This window comes from Tsukamurella sp. 8F (genome assembly GCF_029167375.1).
Taxonomy (GTDB): Bacteria; Actinomycetota; Actinomycetes; order Mycobacteriales; family Mycobacteriaceae; genus Tsukamurella.
This window is the reverse complement of record NZ_JARFTP010000013.1, coordinates 36,315-52,562: the sequence shown is the minus strand read 5'-3', so window position 1 is coordinate 52,562 and position 16,248 is coordinate 36,315. Positions and strand designations below refer to the sequence as shown.

Here is a 16,248-nt window from a genome sequence, read left to right as displayed (position 1 = left end):
GGCATCGCTCCACGAGCGACGCCCACCCGCATACACCGAGATGTGGACCGGGCCTACTTGTAGGTGGGCCCCTGAAGGGTCCATGTGGCGCGGATCTGGCCGCCTGTGTTGGCGACGACCGCGGGCTTCACCAGGAACCAGCCGATCGTGAGTAGGACTGCAAGCGCCGGGATTCCGAACACGACCACGATGAAGTCGGTCTTGCCCCAGAAGTCCGGCGACGACTGCCAGCCAGATATCGCCATGCCGCCTATCACGAACACCAGGAAGACCAGGCCTATATAGCTGGTCCACGGGGAGAACGGCGCCCGGAACGGGCTCGCGGGTACGACCCCGGCGTCGCTCAGCTGCCGGAGCCGGATCTGCGAGACGAAGATCGATCCCCACACGAAGACGATCGCTATAGACGACGCCTCCAGCGCGATCTCGAACGCTTGGCCGGGGACGAGCGCGTTCAGGAAGGCACCGAACAGGTAGATCACCGAGGTGCACACGATGCCGCCCCACGGGACGCCCGAGCCGCTCATCTTGAGCATGAGCGATGGTGCCTCCTTGGACATGCCGAGGCTGCGCAGGATGCGGCCGGTCGTGTACAGGCCGGAGTTCAGGGAGCTCATCGCCGCGACGATCAGGATCGCCTGGATGACGTCGGCCATCCAGCCCAGGCCCATTCGGCCGAAGACGGTGACGAACGGTGACACGTTCGATCCGTTGACCTTGGCGCCGTAGACGCTGGTCGGAAGCATGCACACGAGCAGGAAGATCGAGCCGCAGTAGAAGACCGCGATGCGGAAGACCACGGCGTTGACGGCCTTGGGGACCTCGCGCTTCGGATCCTCCATCTCGCCCGCGGCGATGCCGACCATCTCGATCGCCGAATAGGCGAACACGACGCCGGACATCACGAGGATCGGGCCGTACCAGTGGAAGTCGCCCATGTGGGGCCAGAAGCCGCCGGGGTTGGCCCACAGGTTCGAGACGCCGGCGGTGTGCGCATCGGCGCCCGAGCCGAGCTTGATCGAGCCCGCCACCACGACGATGCCCACGACCAGGAATACGACGATCGCGCCCACCTTGAGGACCGAAGCCCAGAACTCGAACTCACCGAATGCACGCGCTGACAGCAGGTTGATGGTCAGCACGACCGCGAGCGCTATGAGCACCGTGATCGCCTGCGGCATATCGGGCCACCAGTGTTTGACGTACACGGCCACCGCAGAGAGCTCGGCGATGCCGGTCAGCGCCCAGTTCAGCCAGTACATCCAGCCGGTCACGTACGCGGCCTTCTCACCGAAGAACTCGCGGGCATACGAGACGAACGCGCCCGACGAGGCGCGGTACAGCACGAGCTCGCCCAGAGCGCGCATCAGGAAGAACGCGATGACGCCGACGAAGGCGTAACTGAAGAGCAGTGCGGGCCCCGTACTGCCGAGCCGTGAGGCCGAGCCTAGGAAGAGGCCCGTACCGATCGCGCCGCCGATAGCGATCATCTGAACCTGGCGTCGGCCGAGGGACTGCTTGTAGCCCTCCTGCTCGGCGGCGAACTTGTCGACCTGGGTCATGGGTTGGATTCACTTTCTGGTCCGTGGAGGCGTTCCGAAGGGTGATACGGATCACGCACGAGGAGTCAATGTAGACCCCTGCAAGGATTTCCGGAGTCGGTTACATGGATATGACCACCTGATGTCGTGGTGCCTCGCGGTGTAAACATGTCCCATGACCGATTTCACCGCTCCCGAGGAACTCGCCGCGTTCCTCGAGCGGTACGCGCCGTTCGATGGTCTCGAACCCGGCGAGCTGGCCCACGTCGTCGGCGAGTCGTCGCTCCTCGAGTTCGCCGAGGGTGCTGTCGTACTCGACGGCGTGTCCGCGTCTCCCGAGCATGCGTGGGTCGTCCTCGACGGACGCGTCGGGCTCTGGAATTTCCCGGCGGTGCCGCCGCCTCAGGGGGCTGAGCTGCCGGGGCTCGACGACGTCGTGGGCCCCGGCGGGGTCTTCGGTTACGTCGTCATCCTCGCGGGAGCGAAGGGCGGCCCGCGAGCGGTCGCCCTGTCCGATGTGACGCTGCTGCGGCTGCCTGCGTGGGCGGTCGGTCCGATGTTCTCGACCCCGGCCGGTGCTGCATTCCTCGCGACGGAGCTCGCCAGGGAGCCTGTGGTGCAGGGCATCTCGGGGGAGCGCCGCGAACGGACCGCGGCCGAGATCGTGCGGCGGGCGCCGGTGGTGTGCGCACCGGGCGTCACGATCCGTGACGCCGCAGTCGCGATGACCGCCGCGCGATCCGGCTACGTCGTGGTGGAGGACGATGCGGGTCCCGTGGGTATCGTCACCGATCACGACCTGCGGGCGCGCGTCGTGTCCGTCGGGCGGGATGTGGACGGTCCGGTGTCCGGTGTGATGACGACGCCGCTCACGTCGGTGACGGGTGAGAGGTTCTCGTCCGACGTGCTGCTCGAGATGCTCGACCGAAAGCTTCACTACATGCCTGTTCTCGACGGTGTCGGAGCCCTGCTCGGTGTCGTCCAAGACGTCGACTTCCTTACGGCTCCAACGACGTCCACGTTCGCACTACAGCGGCAGATCGAGCACGCGCCGGCGTCCGAACTGCCCGAACTCGGCCACCGCATCCGGGAGATCTTCCCTGTGCTCGCCGGCCAGCAGGAGCATCCGCGTCACATCTCGGGCGTCGCCTCGGTCGCGATCGAGGCGATGGTGCGCCGCTGCATCGAGCTCGAGCTGACGGTGCATCCAGAACTGGGCGAGGGCGACCTCACGTGGTTGTCGCTGGGCAGCGTGTCACGGCGCGAGGTGCTGCCCAGCTCGGATGTGGACAGCGCGATCATCATCACGGACCCGCCTGCGGGGACCTCTCCCGACGAGATCGAGCGCCGTCGCAGCGCGTGCCTGGCGCTCGCCGCTGCCGTGCACACCAGGCTGGAGGAGTGCGGGATCCCGTCGGATACCAATGGCGCGGTCGCGGCGGTTCCGCGCTTCTGCCGCACCGAGTCCGAGTGGCTCGCAGCCGCACACGACTGGATCGCGGACCCCCTGAGCAACCAGGCGATGATGATGGCCTCGCTGCTCATAGATGGCCGCCCCGTGTGGGGAGACCTCACCTTGCAACCCGTCGCCGGGGTGTACCGGCACCTGTCCGAGCATCCTCGTGCATTCAAGCTCATGCTTCGTGAGTCGCTGACGACCAAGGCGCGGATCCGTTCTCTGCGGGACGTCGTCTCGCTGCGGGCCGGCACTTTCGATATCAAGGCGCATGCTCTGGTTCCGGTGGTCAACATCGCGCGGTGGGCGGCCTTGGCCAGCGGATCGACTCAACTGCAGACGCGCAATCGCCTGGCAGCGGGCGCGGGTTCGCCTGTGCTCCCCGATGATTCGGCGCAGATCCTGGTCGAGGTGTTCTCGGTGCTCATGCGGCTGCGATTGGAGCATCAGGTCACACAGATGAACTCCGGACGCGAGCCCAACGACCTCGTCGCTGTGCGCCAGATGTCACCGCTCTCGCGCAGCCTGCTGGAGCAGGCTGTGCGAGAGGTGGCGTCCGTGCAGCGACGCATGTCGAATCTGGCCACCTACCTGGGCGACTCGGAGTGGTGACCCGATCTCGGTGTGCGACTACAGGACGCTTGCGATCGGCGCCGAGTCGAGCCCCAGTGCCGCACCGACCTTCTCGTTGAGCAGCCGGCCCCCGTGGGTCGACAGGCCCGCGGCGAGGGCCGGGTCCGCGACGCATGCGGCACGCCATCCCTTGTCTGCGAGCCGCAGGACGTAGGGCAGCGTCGCGCCCGCGAGTGCGAAGGTCGACGTGCGCGGGACCGCGCCCGGCATGTTCGCGACGCAGTAGAAGACGGTCTCGCCGACAGTGAACGTCGGGTCGTCGTGCGTCGTCGGGTGCGAGTCCGCGAAGCAGCCGCCCTGGTCGATGGCGATGTCGACGAGCACGGCGCCCGGCTTCATGCGGTGCACGAGCTCCGTGGAGACGAGCTTCGGTGCGGCCGCTCCCGGCACCAGGACGGCACCGACCACCAGGTCGGAGGACGTGACGGCCTCCTCGAGCGCGAGCGCAGTCGAGTAGCGGGTCTGGATCCGGCCGCCGAACTGCGCGTCGATGTGTCGCAGTTTGGTGATATCGAGATCGAAGACGGTGACCTGGGCGCCCATGCCCGCGGCGATCTGCGCCGCGTTGACGCCGGAGACGCCGCCACCGATCACGGTCACCTGGGCCGGCGCTGTGCCCGGGACGCCGCCCATGAGCTGGCCACGGCCGCCATGGGCACGCATCAGGTGGTAGCTGCCGACCTGTGGCGCGAGTCGGCCGGCGACCTCGGACATCGGGGCGAGCAGTGGCAGCGAGCCGTCTGCCAGCTGCACCGTCTCGTAGGCGATGGACGTCGTCTTGGAGGCGAGCAGCGCGTCGGTGCACGGGCGCGACGCGGCGAGGTGCAGGTAGGTGAAGATCGTCTGGTCCTCGCGCATCCGCGAGTACTCCGCTCCGACGGGCTCCTTGACCTTCAACAGCAGGTCGGCCTGCTCCCAGACGGCGTCCGCCGTGGCGAGGATCTGCGCGCCGACGGCCTTGAAGTCGTTGTCGGCGATCGCCGATCCCAGTCCGGCACCGGCCTCGATGATCACCTCGTGGCCGCGGCGTGTCAGCTCGGCGACGCCCTCGGGCGTGATGGCCACGCGGTACTCGTTGTTCTTGATCTCGGTGGGGATTCCGACGCGCATCTCATGCTCCCTTGGTGTCTCGTAGGCTGCCCAGTGGCGGATGACACAAGAATGAATAAAGCTCGGAAATCATGCAACGGCTGGGAAGATAATTCTGTAGTGTCGCGATATGAGCGAGACTCCGTCGGATCATGCGCCCACAGCAGGTTCCCGGCCGAACGATCCACGGCCCACTCTGGACGATGTCGACCTGCAGCTTCTGACTCTGCTGCAGACGGACGGGCGGATGTCGAACGTCGCTCTTGCGGAGGCCGTGGGCCTTGCTCCGTCGACGGTGCACGCTCGCGTCCGTCGACTGGTGGACTCGCGAGTGGTGCGCGGCTTCTTCGCCGACGTCGACCCGGCGGCGCTCGGACGTCCGCTGCGCGCGATGATCGCAGTGTCGTTGCGCGCCGGCTACCGCGAGCGCATCCGTGACTTCGTGCGTTCGGTATCCAGGCTGGACGCCGTGATCGACGTCTACTTCCTAGCGGGTAACGACGATTTCCTCCTGCACGTCGCCGCGTCCGACACCGAGGACCTGCGGCACATGGTGGAGTACCTCAACGGGCGCGAAGAGGTGGCCGGTACCCACACGTCGCTCGTATTCGACCATGTGCGTGGATGAGTCTCGGCGCCGGCCGCGATACCCGACCGGCCACCGCTAGAGGGTGACGACCGAGCGCAGGACCTCGCCCGCCTTCATCCTGGCGAACGCGGCCTCGAGATCGTCGATACCGATGCGCTCCGAGACGAACCGCTCCAGCGGCAGGCGGCCCTGGCGATACAGGTCTATGAGCACGGGGAAGTCGCGCTCCGGCAGGCAGTCGCCGTACCAGGAGCTCTTCAGCGCGCCGCCGTGGCTGAACAGGTCGACGAGTGGCATCTCGAGCGTCATCTCCGGCGTGGGGACGCCCACCAGCACGACTGTCCCGGCCAGATCGCGCGCATAGAATGCCTGCTTCCAGGTCTCGGGGCGTCCCACGGCGTCCACGACTACGTCGACACCGAAACCGCCGGTGAGCTCCTGGACGGCCCCGACCACATCGTCGACCTGCGTTCCGTCGATCGTGTGCGTCGCGCCGAGCTCCTTGGCCCACTCCAGCTTTCGCGCGTCGCGGTCCACAGCGATGATCGTCGTCGCCCCGGCGAGTCGCGCGCCGGCGATCGCGGCATCGCCCACTCCACCGCAGCCGATGACGGCGACGGAGTCGCCGCGGGATACACCACCGGTGTTGATCGCCGCGCCCAGGCCGGCCATGACGCCGCAGCCGAGGAGACCTGCGATCGCGGGATCGGTACCGGGATCGACCTTCGTGCACTGCAATTCGTGCACGAGCGTCTTCTCTGCGAAGGCGCCGATACCGAGCGCCGGCGTGAGCTCGGTTCCGTCGGCAAGCGTCATCGACTTGGAGGCATTGAACGTGTCGAAGCAGTACCAGGGGCGACCGCGCCTGCAGGCGCGGCACGTGCCGCAGACGGCGCGCCAATTCAGTACCACGAAGTCTCCGGGAGCGACGTGGGTGACGCCGTCGCCGACCTCGGTCACGGTCCCGGCGGCCTCGTGGCCGAGCAGGAACGGGTACTCGTCGTTGATACCGCCTTCGCGGTACGCGAGGTCCGTGTGGCAGACACCGCAGGCCTGCACGTCCACGACGACGTCGCGCGGACCGGGGTCCGGGACGACGATCGTCTCCTTGGTGACCTCTGCTCCCTTGGCGCGTGCGATCAGACCTGCGACTTCGTATGCCATGTTTGTAATGTATCGGTTGATGAGCGAGATCGTGGTGGTGCCCGCCGAGGAACGTGGTTTCTGGCAGGGCGATGGAATCGTTACCCGCCAGTCGTTTCCGTTCACCGGGAACTTCGACCTGGCCGAGCATGCGCATGGGCTTCTGCTGGTGCACAACGACGATCTCGTCGACCCCGCGATGGGGGTCGATATGCATCGTCACCGCGACGTCGAGATCGTCACCTGGGTGGTGGAGGGCGAGCTCTCGCACAGGGACTCGTCGGGTGCCGGTGGCATCGTACGGGCGGGGCAGGTGCAGGCCATGAGTGCGGGCTCCGGGGTGACGCACGCCGAGACCAATACCGCGCCGCGGCGCGGCGGCACGGTCGCCCGCGTGATCCAGATGTGGCTACCGCCCGACACCCCCGGTGGGGAGCCTTCCTATCGCACTGCGGGAGTCGCCCTGGATGCGGGTTCCCTGGTCACCGTCGCATCCGGGATGGCCGGGCACACGCCGGCCGTGGGGATCGGCAACGACTCCGCTGCCCTGCACGCCGCGCGGCTGAGGCCGGGCGACACCGTAGCGCTGCCGGACGCGCCGTACGGGCACCTGTTCGTGGTCGGCGGCACCGTCGACGTGGCGGAGCACGTCCTCGGCGACGGTGACGTCCTCCGCACCACCCGCGCCGGCGACTTGTACGTGACCGGAGTACAGGACGCCGAGATCCTGTACTGGGAGATGCACGCGGCGGCCATCTCCGCGCTCTAGGGCCTGGGGCTACGGGCCGAACAATCCCGCGATGAGTGCGGACAGGTTGTGGCGGAAGTCTTCTCGCGTAGGCGGGGGAGTGGGGTCCGCCAGGCTGGCGCGGAGCTGCGGAGCCTCGCTGGACGGGAGCGTGTCGAGCAACTCGGCGATCCACGTCGGGCCGTCGGCGCTCATCTCGGATCGCAGGCGGATCGTGGTGAGCACCGAGCCGAGCGTCATGCTCCACAGCGCCCGGTAGGCGCGCGTCGCCTCGTGGGCATCCCCCGTGAGCTCGAGGCCCGCGCCCACGACCGCGTCGGTGATCCGCAGTGCGCCGCGGCCGATCCGCTGCGGCACCGTCAGCGCCTGGGGTACCCACGGCCGGTCCACCAGGGTGTCGTACACGACCGACATGGCCTCGAGCATGCACTGCCGCGGATCCGCGGGGAACTCGATGGCGGCGAACGGCTCGGCCGTCGAGTCGAGTGCGAGCGCGAGCAGGCTCTCCTTGTCTCCGACATGCCGGTACAGCGCCATAGGCGTCACGCCGACGTCTGCAGCCAGCTCCCGCATGGTGAGACCGTCGACGCCGTTCGCGTCGAGCATCGCGAGCGCCCGCTCCACGATCGCCTCCCGGGACGTGGTGGGCGGCCTGCCGACGCGGGGAGTCACGGGTTTCACATCCTCTTTGTAGCGTGCCTTGCCGATCGGAACGAGTAAGGCTAGCCTAGTTAGTTATGATGTCACGTACACAAACCCTTGTGCCGGCCGCCGTGCCGGCCATGGTCCTCGGGGGAGTCGCCCAATTCCTGGTCGCCTTCGACGCTTCCGTAACCAACGTCGCACTCCGCGCGATCCGCGACGACCTGCACTTCTCCGCGGCCGGGTTGTCGTGGGTCGTCGATGCGTACGCGATCGCGTTCGGCGGGCTCCTGCTTCTGGGCGGACGTCTCACGGATCGCGTCGGGCCGCGCAGGATGCTGCTCGGCGGGTTCATCCTGTTCGCTCTCGCGTCCCTCGCCGCCTATGCGGTCAGCGAGCCGTGGCAACTGGTCGCGGTACGGGTCCTGCAGGGCGCCGCTGCCGCCGCGGTCGCACCCGCCGCGATGGCATCGGTGGCCGTCGTCTTCACCGAACCCGCCGAACGTGCTAAGGCTTTCGCCGCGGTGGCGATCGGCTCGGCATCCGGCGGTGCCGCAGGGGTCGTGTTGTCCGGGGTCCTCACGGACGCCCTGGGGTGGCGCACCGTCGTCGCATGCGGGGCGGTGATCGCGCTCGCGGGCGCTGCGCTCGCCGTCCGTGGTGCACCGGGCGCGGCACGCGATGCGCACGGTTCCACCGACTGGCTCGGCGGGGTGCTGGCGACGGGTGGGCTGTCCATCCTCACGTATGCCCTCGTAACCGCACCCGAGCACGACGGTGCCCGCACCGCCGTGCCGTTCGTGCTGGCCGCCGGCCTGCTGGCGGCGTTCGTCGCCGTCGAGCGGCGAGTACCCGTGCCGCTCGTCGACCTGCGCATCGCCGCAACGCGATCGGTCGCCGTGCCGTGCCTGGTGATGGCCGTCGTGGTCGCGGGTCAGTTCGCGGCCTTCTACTTCGTGTCGCTGTACCTGCAGATCGGGCTCGGCTATTCGGCGACTCGTACAGGCGTCGCGTTCCTGCCGTTCTGCGCCGGCATAGTCGCCTCGATCGCGGTCGCCACGAAGCTGCTGCCCAAGGTGGGGCCACGCGTGGTGGTCGTGCTCGGTGGCGTGATAGCCACCGTGGGTTTCCTGCTGTTCGCTCCGCTGCGTGCCGACGGCGGCTTCCTGCTGTCGGTGCTGCTGCCGTCCCTGGTCACGTCGTTCGGTATCGGGATGACCTTCCTGCCACTGCCCAACGTCGCGACTGCGGGCCTCGCGCCGACCGACGCGGGAATGGTCTCGGGGCTCGTCAATACGGCGCGGCAGTTGGGTGGTGCGCTCGGCCTCGCAGCGCTGGTGGCGGTCTCGACGAGCGTCTCCGCGGAAGGCGCGGCCGACGTCCTGCCCGGCTACCGCGTCGCGATCGTGTGCAGCGCCGCGCTGATCGCAGTCGCCGTCGTCCTGGCGCTGCTACTGCCGCGTGCCATGCCCTCCACTCACCCGGCACCGTCGGGTGCGGTGCGCGAGAATGAGGCACGTGCCTGACGACACCCAGACCACCCCTGCGCGCCCGCGCACCGCAGAACACGCCCGGCTCGCCGAGTCTCCCGGGCCCGACGGTGCCTGGCGCCTGTGGGGCCCATACCTGGCCGGCCGGCAGTGGGGGACCGTGCGTGAGGACTACAGTGCGGGCGGCGACGCGTGGAGCTCGTTCTCGTTCGAACAGTCGCACCGCCGCGCGTACCGCTGGGGCGAGGACGGGCTAGGTGGCATCTGCGACCGCTACGGATTCCTGAACCTCGCTGTCGCCCTGTGGAACCATAACGACCCGATCCTCAAGGAGCGGCTGTTCGGGTTGACCAACGCGCAGGGCAATCACGGTGAGGACGCCAAGGAGTACTGGTGGGCGGTGGACGGCACGCCGTCGCATTCGTGGATGCAGTGGATGTACCGCTACCCGCACGCCGAGTACCCGTATGAGCGGCTGCGTGAAGAGAACGCGCGGCGCGGACGTGGCGAGCGGGAGTTCGAGCTCGCCGATACCGGCATCTTCGCGGACGACAGGTTCTTCGACGTCCACGTCACCTATGCGAAGGCCGCGCCCGATGACGTATGCATGATCATCGAGGCCGTCAATCACGGGCCGTTCCCGGCGCCGCTAGACCTGCTGCCCACCGCGTGGCTGCGCAACACGTGGGCGTGGGGTCACGACGATCGGCGCGGATCGATCGAGCGGGTGGACCCGGACGTCGGCGACGCCGCGGTGGTGAAGGTTACGCACGGCATGCTCGGCGAGTACTACCTAGCCGCGGAGGGAACGCCCGAGATCCTGTTCTGCGACAACGAGACCGACGCGGTCGATCTGTTCGGTCTCGATGCCAACGCGACGCCGTACCCCAAGGACGGCATCAACAAGCGGGTGGTCGACGGTGCCTCCGGCACGGTCAATCCCGACGGAGTGGGGACCAAGGCGGCCTTCTGGTACCGCTTCGAGAACGTCGCCCCTGGCGCGAGTGTCACTGTGCGGCTGCGTCTTCAGCGCGAGCGCCCGAGCTTGGACACGTTCGGTCCCGGATTCGGCGCCGTCGTCGCGGACCGGCGTGCCGACGCCGATGAATTCTATGCACAGGTGATTCACGCGGACCTGCCCGACGAGGACAAACACGTCGCGCGGCGCGCGTACGCGGGCATGTTATGGAACAAGCAGCTGTATCGGTACGACGTGGAGAGCTGGCTCGCAGGCGATCCCGTAGGCGCTCCCGCCCCGCCCGAGCGCGACGAGCCCGGGCGCCGTAACACCACGTGGCGACACTTCTCGCTCGCCGACGTGATCTCGATGCCCGACGAGTGGGAGTATCCCTGGTTCGCCGCATGGGATCTCGCGTTCCATTGCATCCCGTTGGCGCATGTCGACCCGGACTTCGCCAAGGAGCAGCTCGTTCTCATGTGCCGCGAGTGGGCGATGCATCCCAACGGCCAGCTGCCGGCCTACGAGTGGGAGTTCGGTGACGTCAACCCGCCTGTACACGCGTGGGCGGCGTGGCACGTCTATCGCATCGACGGATATCGCGATCAGGACTTCCTGGTGCGCGTCTTCACGAAGCTGCTGATGAACTTCTCGTGGTGGGTCAACCGCAAGGACTCCGACGGCACAGGGGTTTTCGAGGGCGGCTTCCTCGGCATGGACAACATCGGCTTCTTCAACCGATCGGCGCCGCTGCCACCCGGCTTCCGCCTGGAGCAGTCCGATGCCACCAGCTGGATGGCCTTCTACTGCCAACAGATGTTCAAGATTGCCATAGAGCTGTCCCGGCACGACCCGGCCTGGCAGGACTGCGCCACCAAGTTCCTCGAACACTTCCTGACCATCTCCAAGGCGATGAACTCCTTTGGATCACAAAGTATCTCGCTGTGGCACGAGGAGGACGGCTTCTTCTACGACGTGCTCGTGCGGCCGGACGGCACGGCGCTCCCGATGCGCGTGCGATCGATGGTGGGGTTGCTGCCGATCCTGGGCGCTACCGACGTCCCGGCGTGGATCGCCGAAGAGTGTCCCGACGTGACGTCGCGGCTCAGCTGGTTGCGTAAGCGCCGCCCGGAACTGGTGAAGCCTGTGTTGAGCGCCGGTGACGAGGGGCGCAAGCTGTTGCTGTCGCTCGTGTCGCCGGAGCGCCTGCGGAGGATTCTCGAGCGCATGTTCGACCCGGCGGAGTTCCTTGCGCCGTACGGTATCCGGTCGCTGTCGAAAGCGGAGCAGGTGGTGTCCGAGGACATCGACGGCCGAGAGGTGTCCATGACCTACGAGCCGGGGGAGTCGGCGACCGCACTCTTCGGCGGGAACTCGAACTGGCGCGGGCCCGTCTGGTTCCCGGTGAACGTGCTGCTCGCAGACAAGTTGCGCACCTACGGACGTCACTTCGGGGAGGACTTCCTGATCGCGATCCCTACGGGCAGCGACAACATGTGCACGCTCGAGCAGGCGGCCGACGTCATCGACGGAGGGCTCACCGCGTTGTTCCGGCCGGTAGACGGCCGTCGCCCGGCTGACGGTGCGCGCATCGAGTCGGCGCGGAATCCGCTGTGGCAGCGGCACCCGACGTTCTATGAGTACTTCGACGGCGACACGGGCGAGGGACTAGGCGCCACCCACCAGACCGGGTGGACCGGCCTCGTCGCCCATCTGCACAACCCGCGCCTGCCGTTGGAGCCGCCGTCGGCGTGAAAGGCACCGATCGCTCGGTCCCGATTGCGCGTGCCCACTGCTCCTGGACTCCATCGTGGGTCGGTCGCCCTGCTACAGCCAGTTGCGGCGCCGGAACGCTATGTACAGGACGGCGACCAATACGACCATCGCGATCACACTGGACCAGTATCCGATCGACTTCCCGTCGCCCGGATACGGCACGTTCATGCCGTAGTAGCCGGTGATCAGGGTCGGCACCGCGATGATCGCAGCCCATGACGTCAACTTCTTCATCACGGCGTTCATCTGGTAGTCCATGAGCGCCAGATTGGTCGAGCGCACGGATTCGACCGCATCGCGCAGACCCTCGACCCAGTCCGCCGCGCGCATGGTGTGGTCGTAGACGTCCTCCGCGTATGGCAGGAGCTCGCGCAGGCCCTCGTCGGCTGCGGTCCGGCGGACGAGTGACCCCGCGATGTCCCGTACCGGCAGCACCACACGCCGGAGCGTGCCGACCTGCTTGTGCAGCGCGAACGTGTCCGTCGCGATGCGCTTGCCCATGTGGTTCTCGAACAGGATCGACTCGAGGTCGTCGAGCTGCTCGTCGACGGCGGTCACGCGTGCGGTGTAGCCGTCCACCACCGCATCGAGAAGCGTGAGTTCCAGCGCGCGGCAACCGAACCGCTGGAAATCCGGGTTCTCAGAGAAGTCGTGTGCGATCTCGTCGAGGTCCAGACTCTGTCCGAGCCGCACGGTGATGAGCCCGCCGCGCATCGCGAACATCGAGATGCGGGCCAGTACGCCGCGGTCGGAGACCGCGTACAACGTGCAGAACGTCACGTCGCCGTAGCGGACCGCCTTGGGTCGCTCGTGCTGTGTCAGCGCGTCCTCTATGGCGTGCGGGTCGAGGCGCAGGGCGTCGGCGAGAGGGCGGAGGTCTTCCTCGGTCGGATCCAGTAGGTCCGCCCACACCAGGACGTCGGGGTCCTCGACGAGGCCCAGCACGTCGTCGAGGCCCTCCGGGGCATGCGTCTGCGCGCCCCCTTGCCAGGCGTACGTGGTCACCTTCATGCGCGCCACGGTAGCGCCGGTACCCTGGGCCCATGCTTAACGTGGGTGTTCTGGGATCCGGTGGCAAGGTCGGTCGGGCGATGGTGGACGCGGTGGACGCGGCCGACGACCTCGCGCTCAGTGCCCGGGTCGATGCCGGCGACTCGCTCACCGACTTCCTCGACACGGACACGCAGGTGGTCATCGATTTCACCCACCCCGACGTCGTCATGGACAACCTGCAGTTCCTCATCGAACACGGGATCCACGCCGTTGTCGGCACGACCGGCTTCACCGACGACCGCCTCGACACCCTCCGCGGATGGCTCGCCGAGAAGCCGGGTGTAGGCGTCCTCGTCGCCCCGAACTTCGCGATCGGCGCGGTGCTCTGCATGCGCTTCGCCGCGCAGGCCTCGAAGTACTTCGAGTCCGTGGAGGTCATCGAGTTGCATCATCCGCATAAGGCGGATGCACCGTCGGGTACGGCGTACCGGACCGCCGAGTTGATCGCCGAGGCGCGCGAGGACGCGGGGCGCGGACCGGTCCCCGACGCCACATCCGCTGAATTCGACCGTGCGCGGGGTGCTCGGGTCGACGGCGTGCGTGTGCACTCCATCCGGCTCGCCGGCTTGGTCGCGCATCAGGAGGTCCTACTCGGCACCCAGGGGGAGACGCTGACCATCCGTCACGACTCGCTCGACCGCAGTTCGTTCGTGCCCGGTGTCCTGCTGGGCGTCCGCTCCGTGTCGGAGCGGCCCGGACTCACGGTCGGCATCGAACCGCTGCTGGACCTGTGAGCACAGCCGAGCGAGGGCGCTCGCCACTGCCGCAGCTCGCTGTGATCGCGTTCCTGGCGATCGCGATGATCGCCTACTGCGTCATCATCGGAGACTGGGCCTGGCGGATAATGCGTGGTGGCGGTGCCGCGGGAGTGGGCCTGGGTGTCGCAGTGCTGGTGCTGCCGCTCATCGGTGTCTGGATGCTCTGGGCGATCCTGCGCAACGGATTCGCGCATCAAAGGCTCGTGCGGCTCGCGCGCGAGGCGGGCCGGGACCTGGACGTCTCGGGCCTCCCGACGATGCCGTCGGGCCGTGTCCAGCGTGCCGCCGCCGACGAGCTCTTCGCGTCCGTCAAGGCCGAGTACGAGGCGGACCCGGGCTCCTGGCTCGCCGCGTATCGCCTGGCACGCGCGTACGACTACGCCGGCGACCGGCCCCGCGCCCGATCGTGGATGACGAAGGCCGTCGGCATGGAACGTGAGCAGCGATGAGCGGCCTGCTGGTGGTGCAGCACACCCCGTCGCCCGGCGTCCGGGAGATGCTCGAGCGGGTGGTCGAAGGAGCACGTGACCCCGAGATCTCCGGTGTCGACGTGACCGTGCGGCCGGCACTCGTGTGCTCCGCGGCCGAGTTCCTCGAGGCGGACGGGTACCTCTTCGGGACGACCGCGAACTTCGGCTATATGTCGGGGGCTCTCAAGCACTTCTTCGATACCGTCTACTACCCGTCGCTCGATGCCGTGCGGGGACGTCCGTTCGGCCTCTGGGTGCACGGCAACAACGACACCGCAGGAGCCGCCTCGTCGGTGCTGAAACTGACGGGCGGCCTCGGGCTCGAGCAGGTCGCGGCGGTGCTCGAGGTGATCGGTGCCCCGTCCGCCGCCGATCGCGAGGCCTGTCATGAACTCGGCGGCACCGTGGCCGCGTCGTTGATGGCCTGACCGCGTCCGGATCTCGGCCCCTCCGCTCAGGCATGGCAAATATACCGACGCCTCGCCGCATCGGCCGTGATCTGTGCCTGCGCCAGCGGAACGTCGCTGCGGGGAGCGGCGGAGCGCCCGACGTAGAATCGGGCTCGTGATCGATACGCCGTACGAGGACCTCCTGCGCGACGTGATGGCGAACGGGACCCACCGCCCCGACCGCACCGGCACCGGGACCCGGAGCGTCTTCGGCCGCCAGCTGCGCTACGACCTGTCGGAGGGATTCCCGCTCGTCACCACCAAGAGGGTGCACCTCAAGTCCATCGTCTACGAGCTGCTGTGGTTTCTGCGCGGCGACTCCAACGTCGAGTGGCTGCGCGACCACGGCGTCACGATCTGGGATGAGTGGGCCGGCCCCGAAGGGGATCTCGGTCCCGTCTACGGCGTGCAGTGGCGCAACTGGCCGACACCGTCGGGTGAGCACGTCGACCAGATCGCCGCTGCCCTCGACCTGCTGAAGTCCGACCCGACTTCGCGACGCAACATCGTCTCCGCATGGAACGTCGGTGAGATCCCGCAGATGGCGCTGCCGCCATGCCACGCGTTCTTCCAGTTCTACGTCGCCGACGGGCGGTTGAGCTGCCAGCTGTACCAGCGCAGTGCGGACCTCTTCCTCGGCGTGCCGTTCAACATCGCCTCCTACGCCCTCCTGACGCATATGTTCGCGCAGCAGGCAGGCCTGGAGCCGGGGGACTTCGTGTGGACCGGCGGCGACTGCCACATCTACGACAACCACACCTCGCAGGTGACCGAGCAGCTCAGCCGCGATCCCTACCCGTACCCGCGGCTGGAACTGCGCAGGCGCGACAGCATCTTCGACTACGAATACGAGGACGTGGTGATCCACGACTATCGGCACCACCCGGCGATCAAGGCCGCGGTCGCCGTCTGATGATCGGCCTCATCTGGGCGCAGGACGAGGCCGGCGTGATCGGTGCGGACGGTGCCATTCCGTGGCGGATCCCCGAGGATATGCAACACTTTCGCGAGATCACCGGCGGTGCAACGGTTCTCATGGGTCGTAAGACCTGGGATTCGCTACCCCAGCGGTTCCGGCCCCTGCCGGGGCGGCGGAACATCGTCGTCACGCGGGATCCGGCCTGGCGCGCCGACGGTGCCGTCGTGCAGCACGACGTGACGCTTCCGGTGGGAGAGGTATGGGTCATGGGCGGCGGCGAGATCTATGCCGCGGCATTGCCGTTCGCCGACGTGCTCGAGGTGACCGAGGTCGCGGGAACCCACGGGGGAGACGCGTACGCCCCCGCGGTCGACGGCGGGTTCGAGCGGACTGAGACCGGCGATTGGCAGACGTCGTCGGCGGGCCCACGGTTCCGCTGGCTGACGTACCGGCGCGCCGGTGGCCGGGACGCGGGCCGCATCTGAACAGGCCGCGTGTACCGGGAGGCGGGCACCGCCTAGTAGCCTCTACGAC

Annotated in this window: 15 protein-coding genes; 10 read left to right on the top strand and 5 right to left on the bottom strand. The window is 67.9% G+C overall.

Translation table 11 applies throughout. The features are described from left to right. Positions 1-53: 53 nt before the first annotated feature. Positions 54-1,562, bottom strand: a complete 1,509-nt coding sequence (locus P0W64_RS12065) for an amino acid permease (RefSeq protein ID WP_275480366.1) — start codon at positions 1,560-1,562, stop codon at positions 54-56. A 154-nt stretch (positions 1,563-1,716) separates the two neighbouring features. Here P0W64_RS12065 and P0W64_RS12060 point away from each other — a divergent pair, with 154 nt between their 5' ends. Then, positions 1,717-3,609: a putative nucleotidyltransferase substrate binding domain-containing protein gene (locus tag P0W64_RS12060; protein WP_275480365.1), complete on the top strand. Its 1,893-nt coding sequence runs from the start codon at positions 1,717-1,719 to the stop codon at positions 3,607-3,609. A gap of 18 nt (positions 3,610-3,627) precedes the next feature. Here P0W64_RS12060 and ald read toward each other — a convergent pair whose 3' ends face one another. Further along, entirely contained in the window at positions 3,628-4,740 is a 1,113-nt protein-coding gene (gene ald / locus P0W64_RS12055) for an alanine dehydrogenase (RefSeq protein WP_275480364.1), read from the bottom strand. Positions 4,741-4,849: 109 nt separating this feature from the next. Between ald and P0W64_RS12050 the strand changes: the two genes are divergently transcribed. Continuing rightward, positions 4,850-5,347 (top strand): Lrp/AsnC family transcriptional regulator, encoded by a 498-nt coding sequence (locus P0W64_RS12050; RefSeq protein WP_275480363.1) that lies wholly within the window; start codon positions 4,850-4,852, stop codon positions 5,345-5,347. Between the two features lie 36 nt (positions 5,348-5,383). Here P0W64_RS12050 and P0W64_RS12045 read toward each other — a convergent pair whose 3' ends face one another. Then, positions 5,384-6,472 (bottom strand): S-(hydroxymethyl)mycothiol dehydrogenase, encoded by a 1,089-nt coding sequence (locus P0W64_RS12045; protein ID WP_275480362.1) that lies wholly within the window; start codon positions 6,470-6,472, stop codon positions 5,384-5,386. A 19-nt stretch (positions 6,473-6,491) separates the two neighbouring features. Between P0W64_RS12045 and P0W64_RS12040 the strand changes: the two genes are divergently transcribed. Next, entirely contained in the window at positions 6,492-7,220 is a 729-nt protein-coding gene (locus tag P0W64_RS12040; RefSeq protein ID WP_275480361.1) for a pirin family protein, read from the top strand. A gap of 9 nt (positions 7,221-7,229) precedes the next feature. On the opposite strand, the gene P0W64_RS12035 is transcribed toward P0W64_RS12040, so the two are convergent. Next, entirely contained in the window at positions 7,230-7,871 is a 642-nt protein-coding gene (locus P0W64_RS12035; RefSeq protein ID WP_275480360.1) for a TetR/AcrR family transcriptional regulator, read from the bottom strand. Between the two features lie 65 nt (positions 7,872-7,936). Here P0W64_RS12035 and P0W64_RS12030 point away from each other — a divergent pair, with 65 nt between their 5' ends. Next, positions 7,937-9,367: an MFS transporter gene (locus P0W64_RS12030; RefSeq protein ID WP_275480359.1), complete on the top strand. Its 1,431-nt coding sequence runs from the start codon at positions 7,937-7,939 to the stop codon at positions 9,365-9,367. After that, positions 9,360-12,044, top strand: coding sequence for a glucosidase (locus P0W64_RS12025; RefSeq protein WP_275480358.1), 2,685 nt, complete (start codon positions 9,360-9,362; stop codon positions 12,042-12,044). The genes P0W64_RS12030 and P0W64_RS12025 overlap by 8 nt, the downstream gene beginning before the upstream one ends. Positions 12,045-12,116: 72 nt before the next feature. Here the strand turns inward: P0W64_RS12025 and P0W64_RS12020 are convergent, their stop codons facing one another. Beyond that, positions 12,117-13,076 carry a magnesium transporter CorA family protein gene (locus tag P0W64_RS12020; RefSeq protein ID WP_275480357.1) on the bottom strand — a complete coding sequence of 320 codons (960 nt, stop codon included), beginning with the start codon at positions 13,074-13,076 and terminating at the stop codon, positions 12,117-12,119. 32 nt (positions 13,077-13,108) lie between these two features. Between P0W64_RS12020 and dapB the strand changes: the two genes are divergently transcribed. The 5 genes from dapB to P0W64_RS11995 all read left to right on the top strand — a co-directional run bounded on the left by dapB (position 13,109) and on the right by P0W64_RS11995 (position 16,199). Next, the gene (gene dapB / locus P0W64_RS12015; RefSeq protein ID WP_275480356.1) at positions 13,109-13,852 is read left to right on the top strand and encodes a 4-hydroxy-tetrahydrodipicolinate reductase; all 744 of its coding nucleotides are present in this window, start codon (positions 13,109-13,111) and stop codon (positions 13,850-13,852) included. After that, the gene (locus P0W64_RS12010; protein ID WP_275480355.1) at positions 13,849-14,325 is read left to right on the top strand and encodes a hypothetical protein; all 477 of its coding nucleotides are present in this window, start codon (positions 13,849-13,851) and stop codon (positions 14,323-14,325) included. The genes dapB and P0W64_RS12010 overlap by 4 nt, the downstream gene beginning before the upstream one ends. Further along, positions 14,322-14,774, top strand: coding sequence for a flavodoxin (locus P0W64_RS12005; protein WP_275480354.1), 453 nt, complete (start codon positions 14,322-14,324; stop codon positions 14,772-14,774). The genes P0W64_RS12010 and P0W64_RS12005 overlap by 4 nt, the downstream gene beginning before the upstream one ends. Before the next feature lie 175 nt (positions 14,775-14,949). Then, on the top strand, positions 14,950-15,708 hold the full coding sequence (locus P0W64_RS12000; protein WP_275480442.1) for a thymidylate synthase: 759 nt from the start codon (positions 14,950-14,952) through the stop codon (positions 15,706-15,708). After that, positions 15,708-16,199, top strand: a complete 492-nt coding sequence (locus tag P0W64_RS11995) for a dihydrofolate reductase (protein ID WP_275480353.1) — start codon at positions 15,708-15,710, stop codon at positions 16,197-16,199. Before P0W64_RS12000 ends, P0W64_RS11995 begins: the two co-directional genes overlap by 1 nt. The last annotated feature ends 49 nt before the right edge of the window (positions 16,200-16,248 follow it).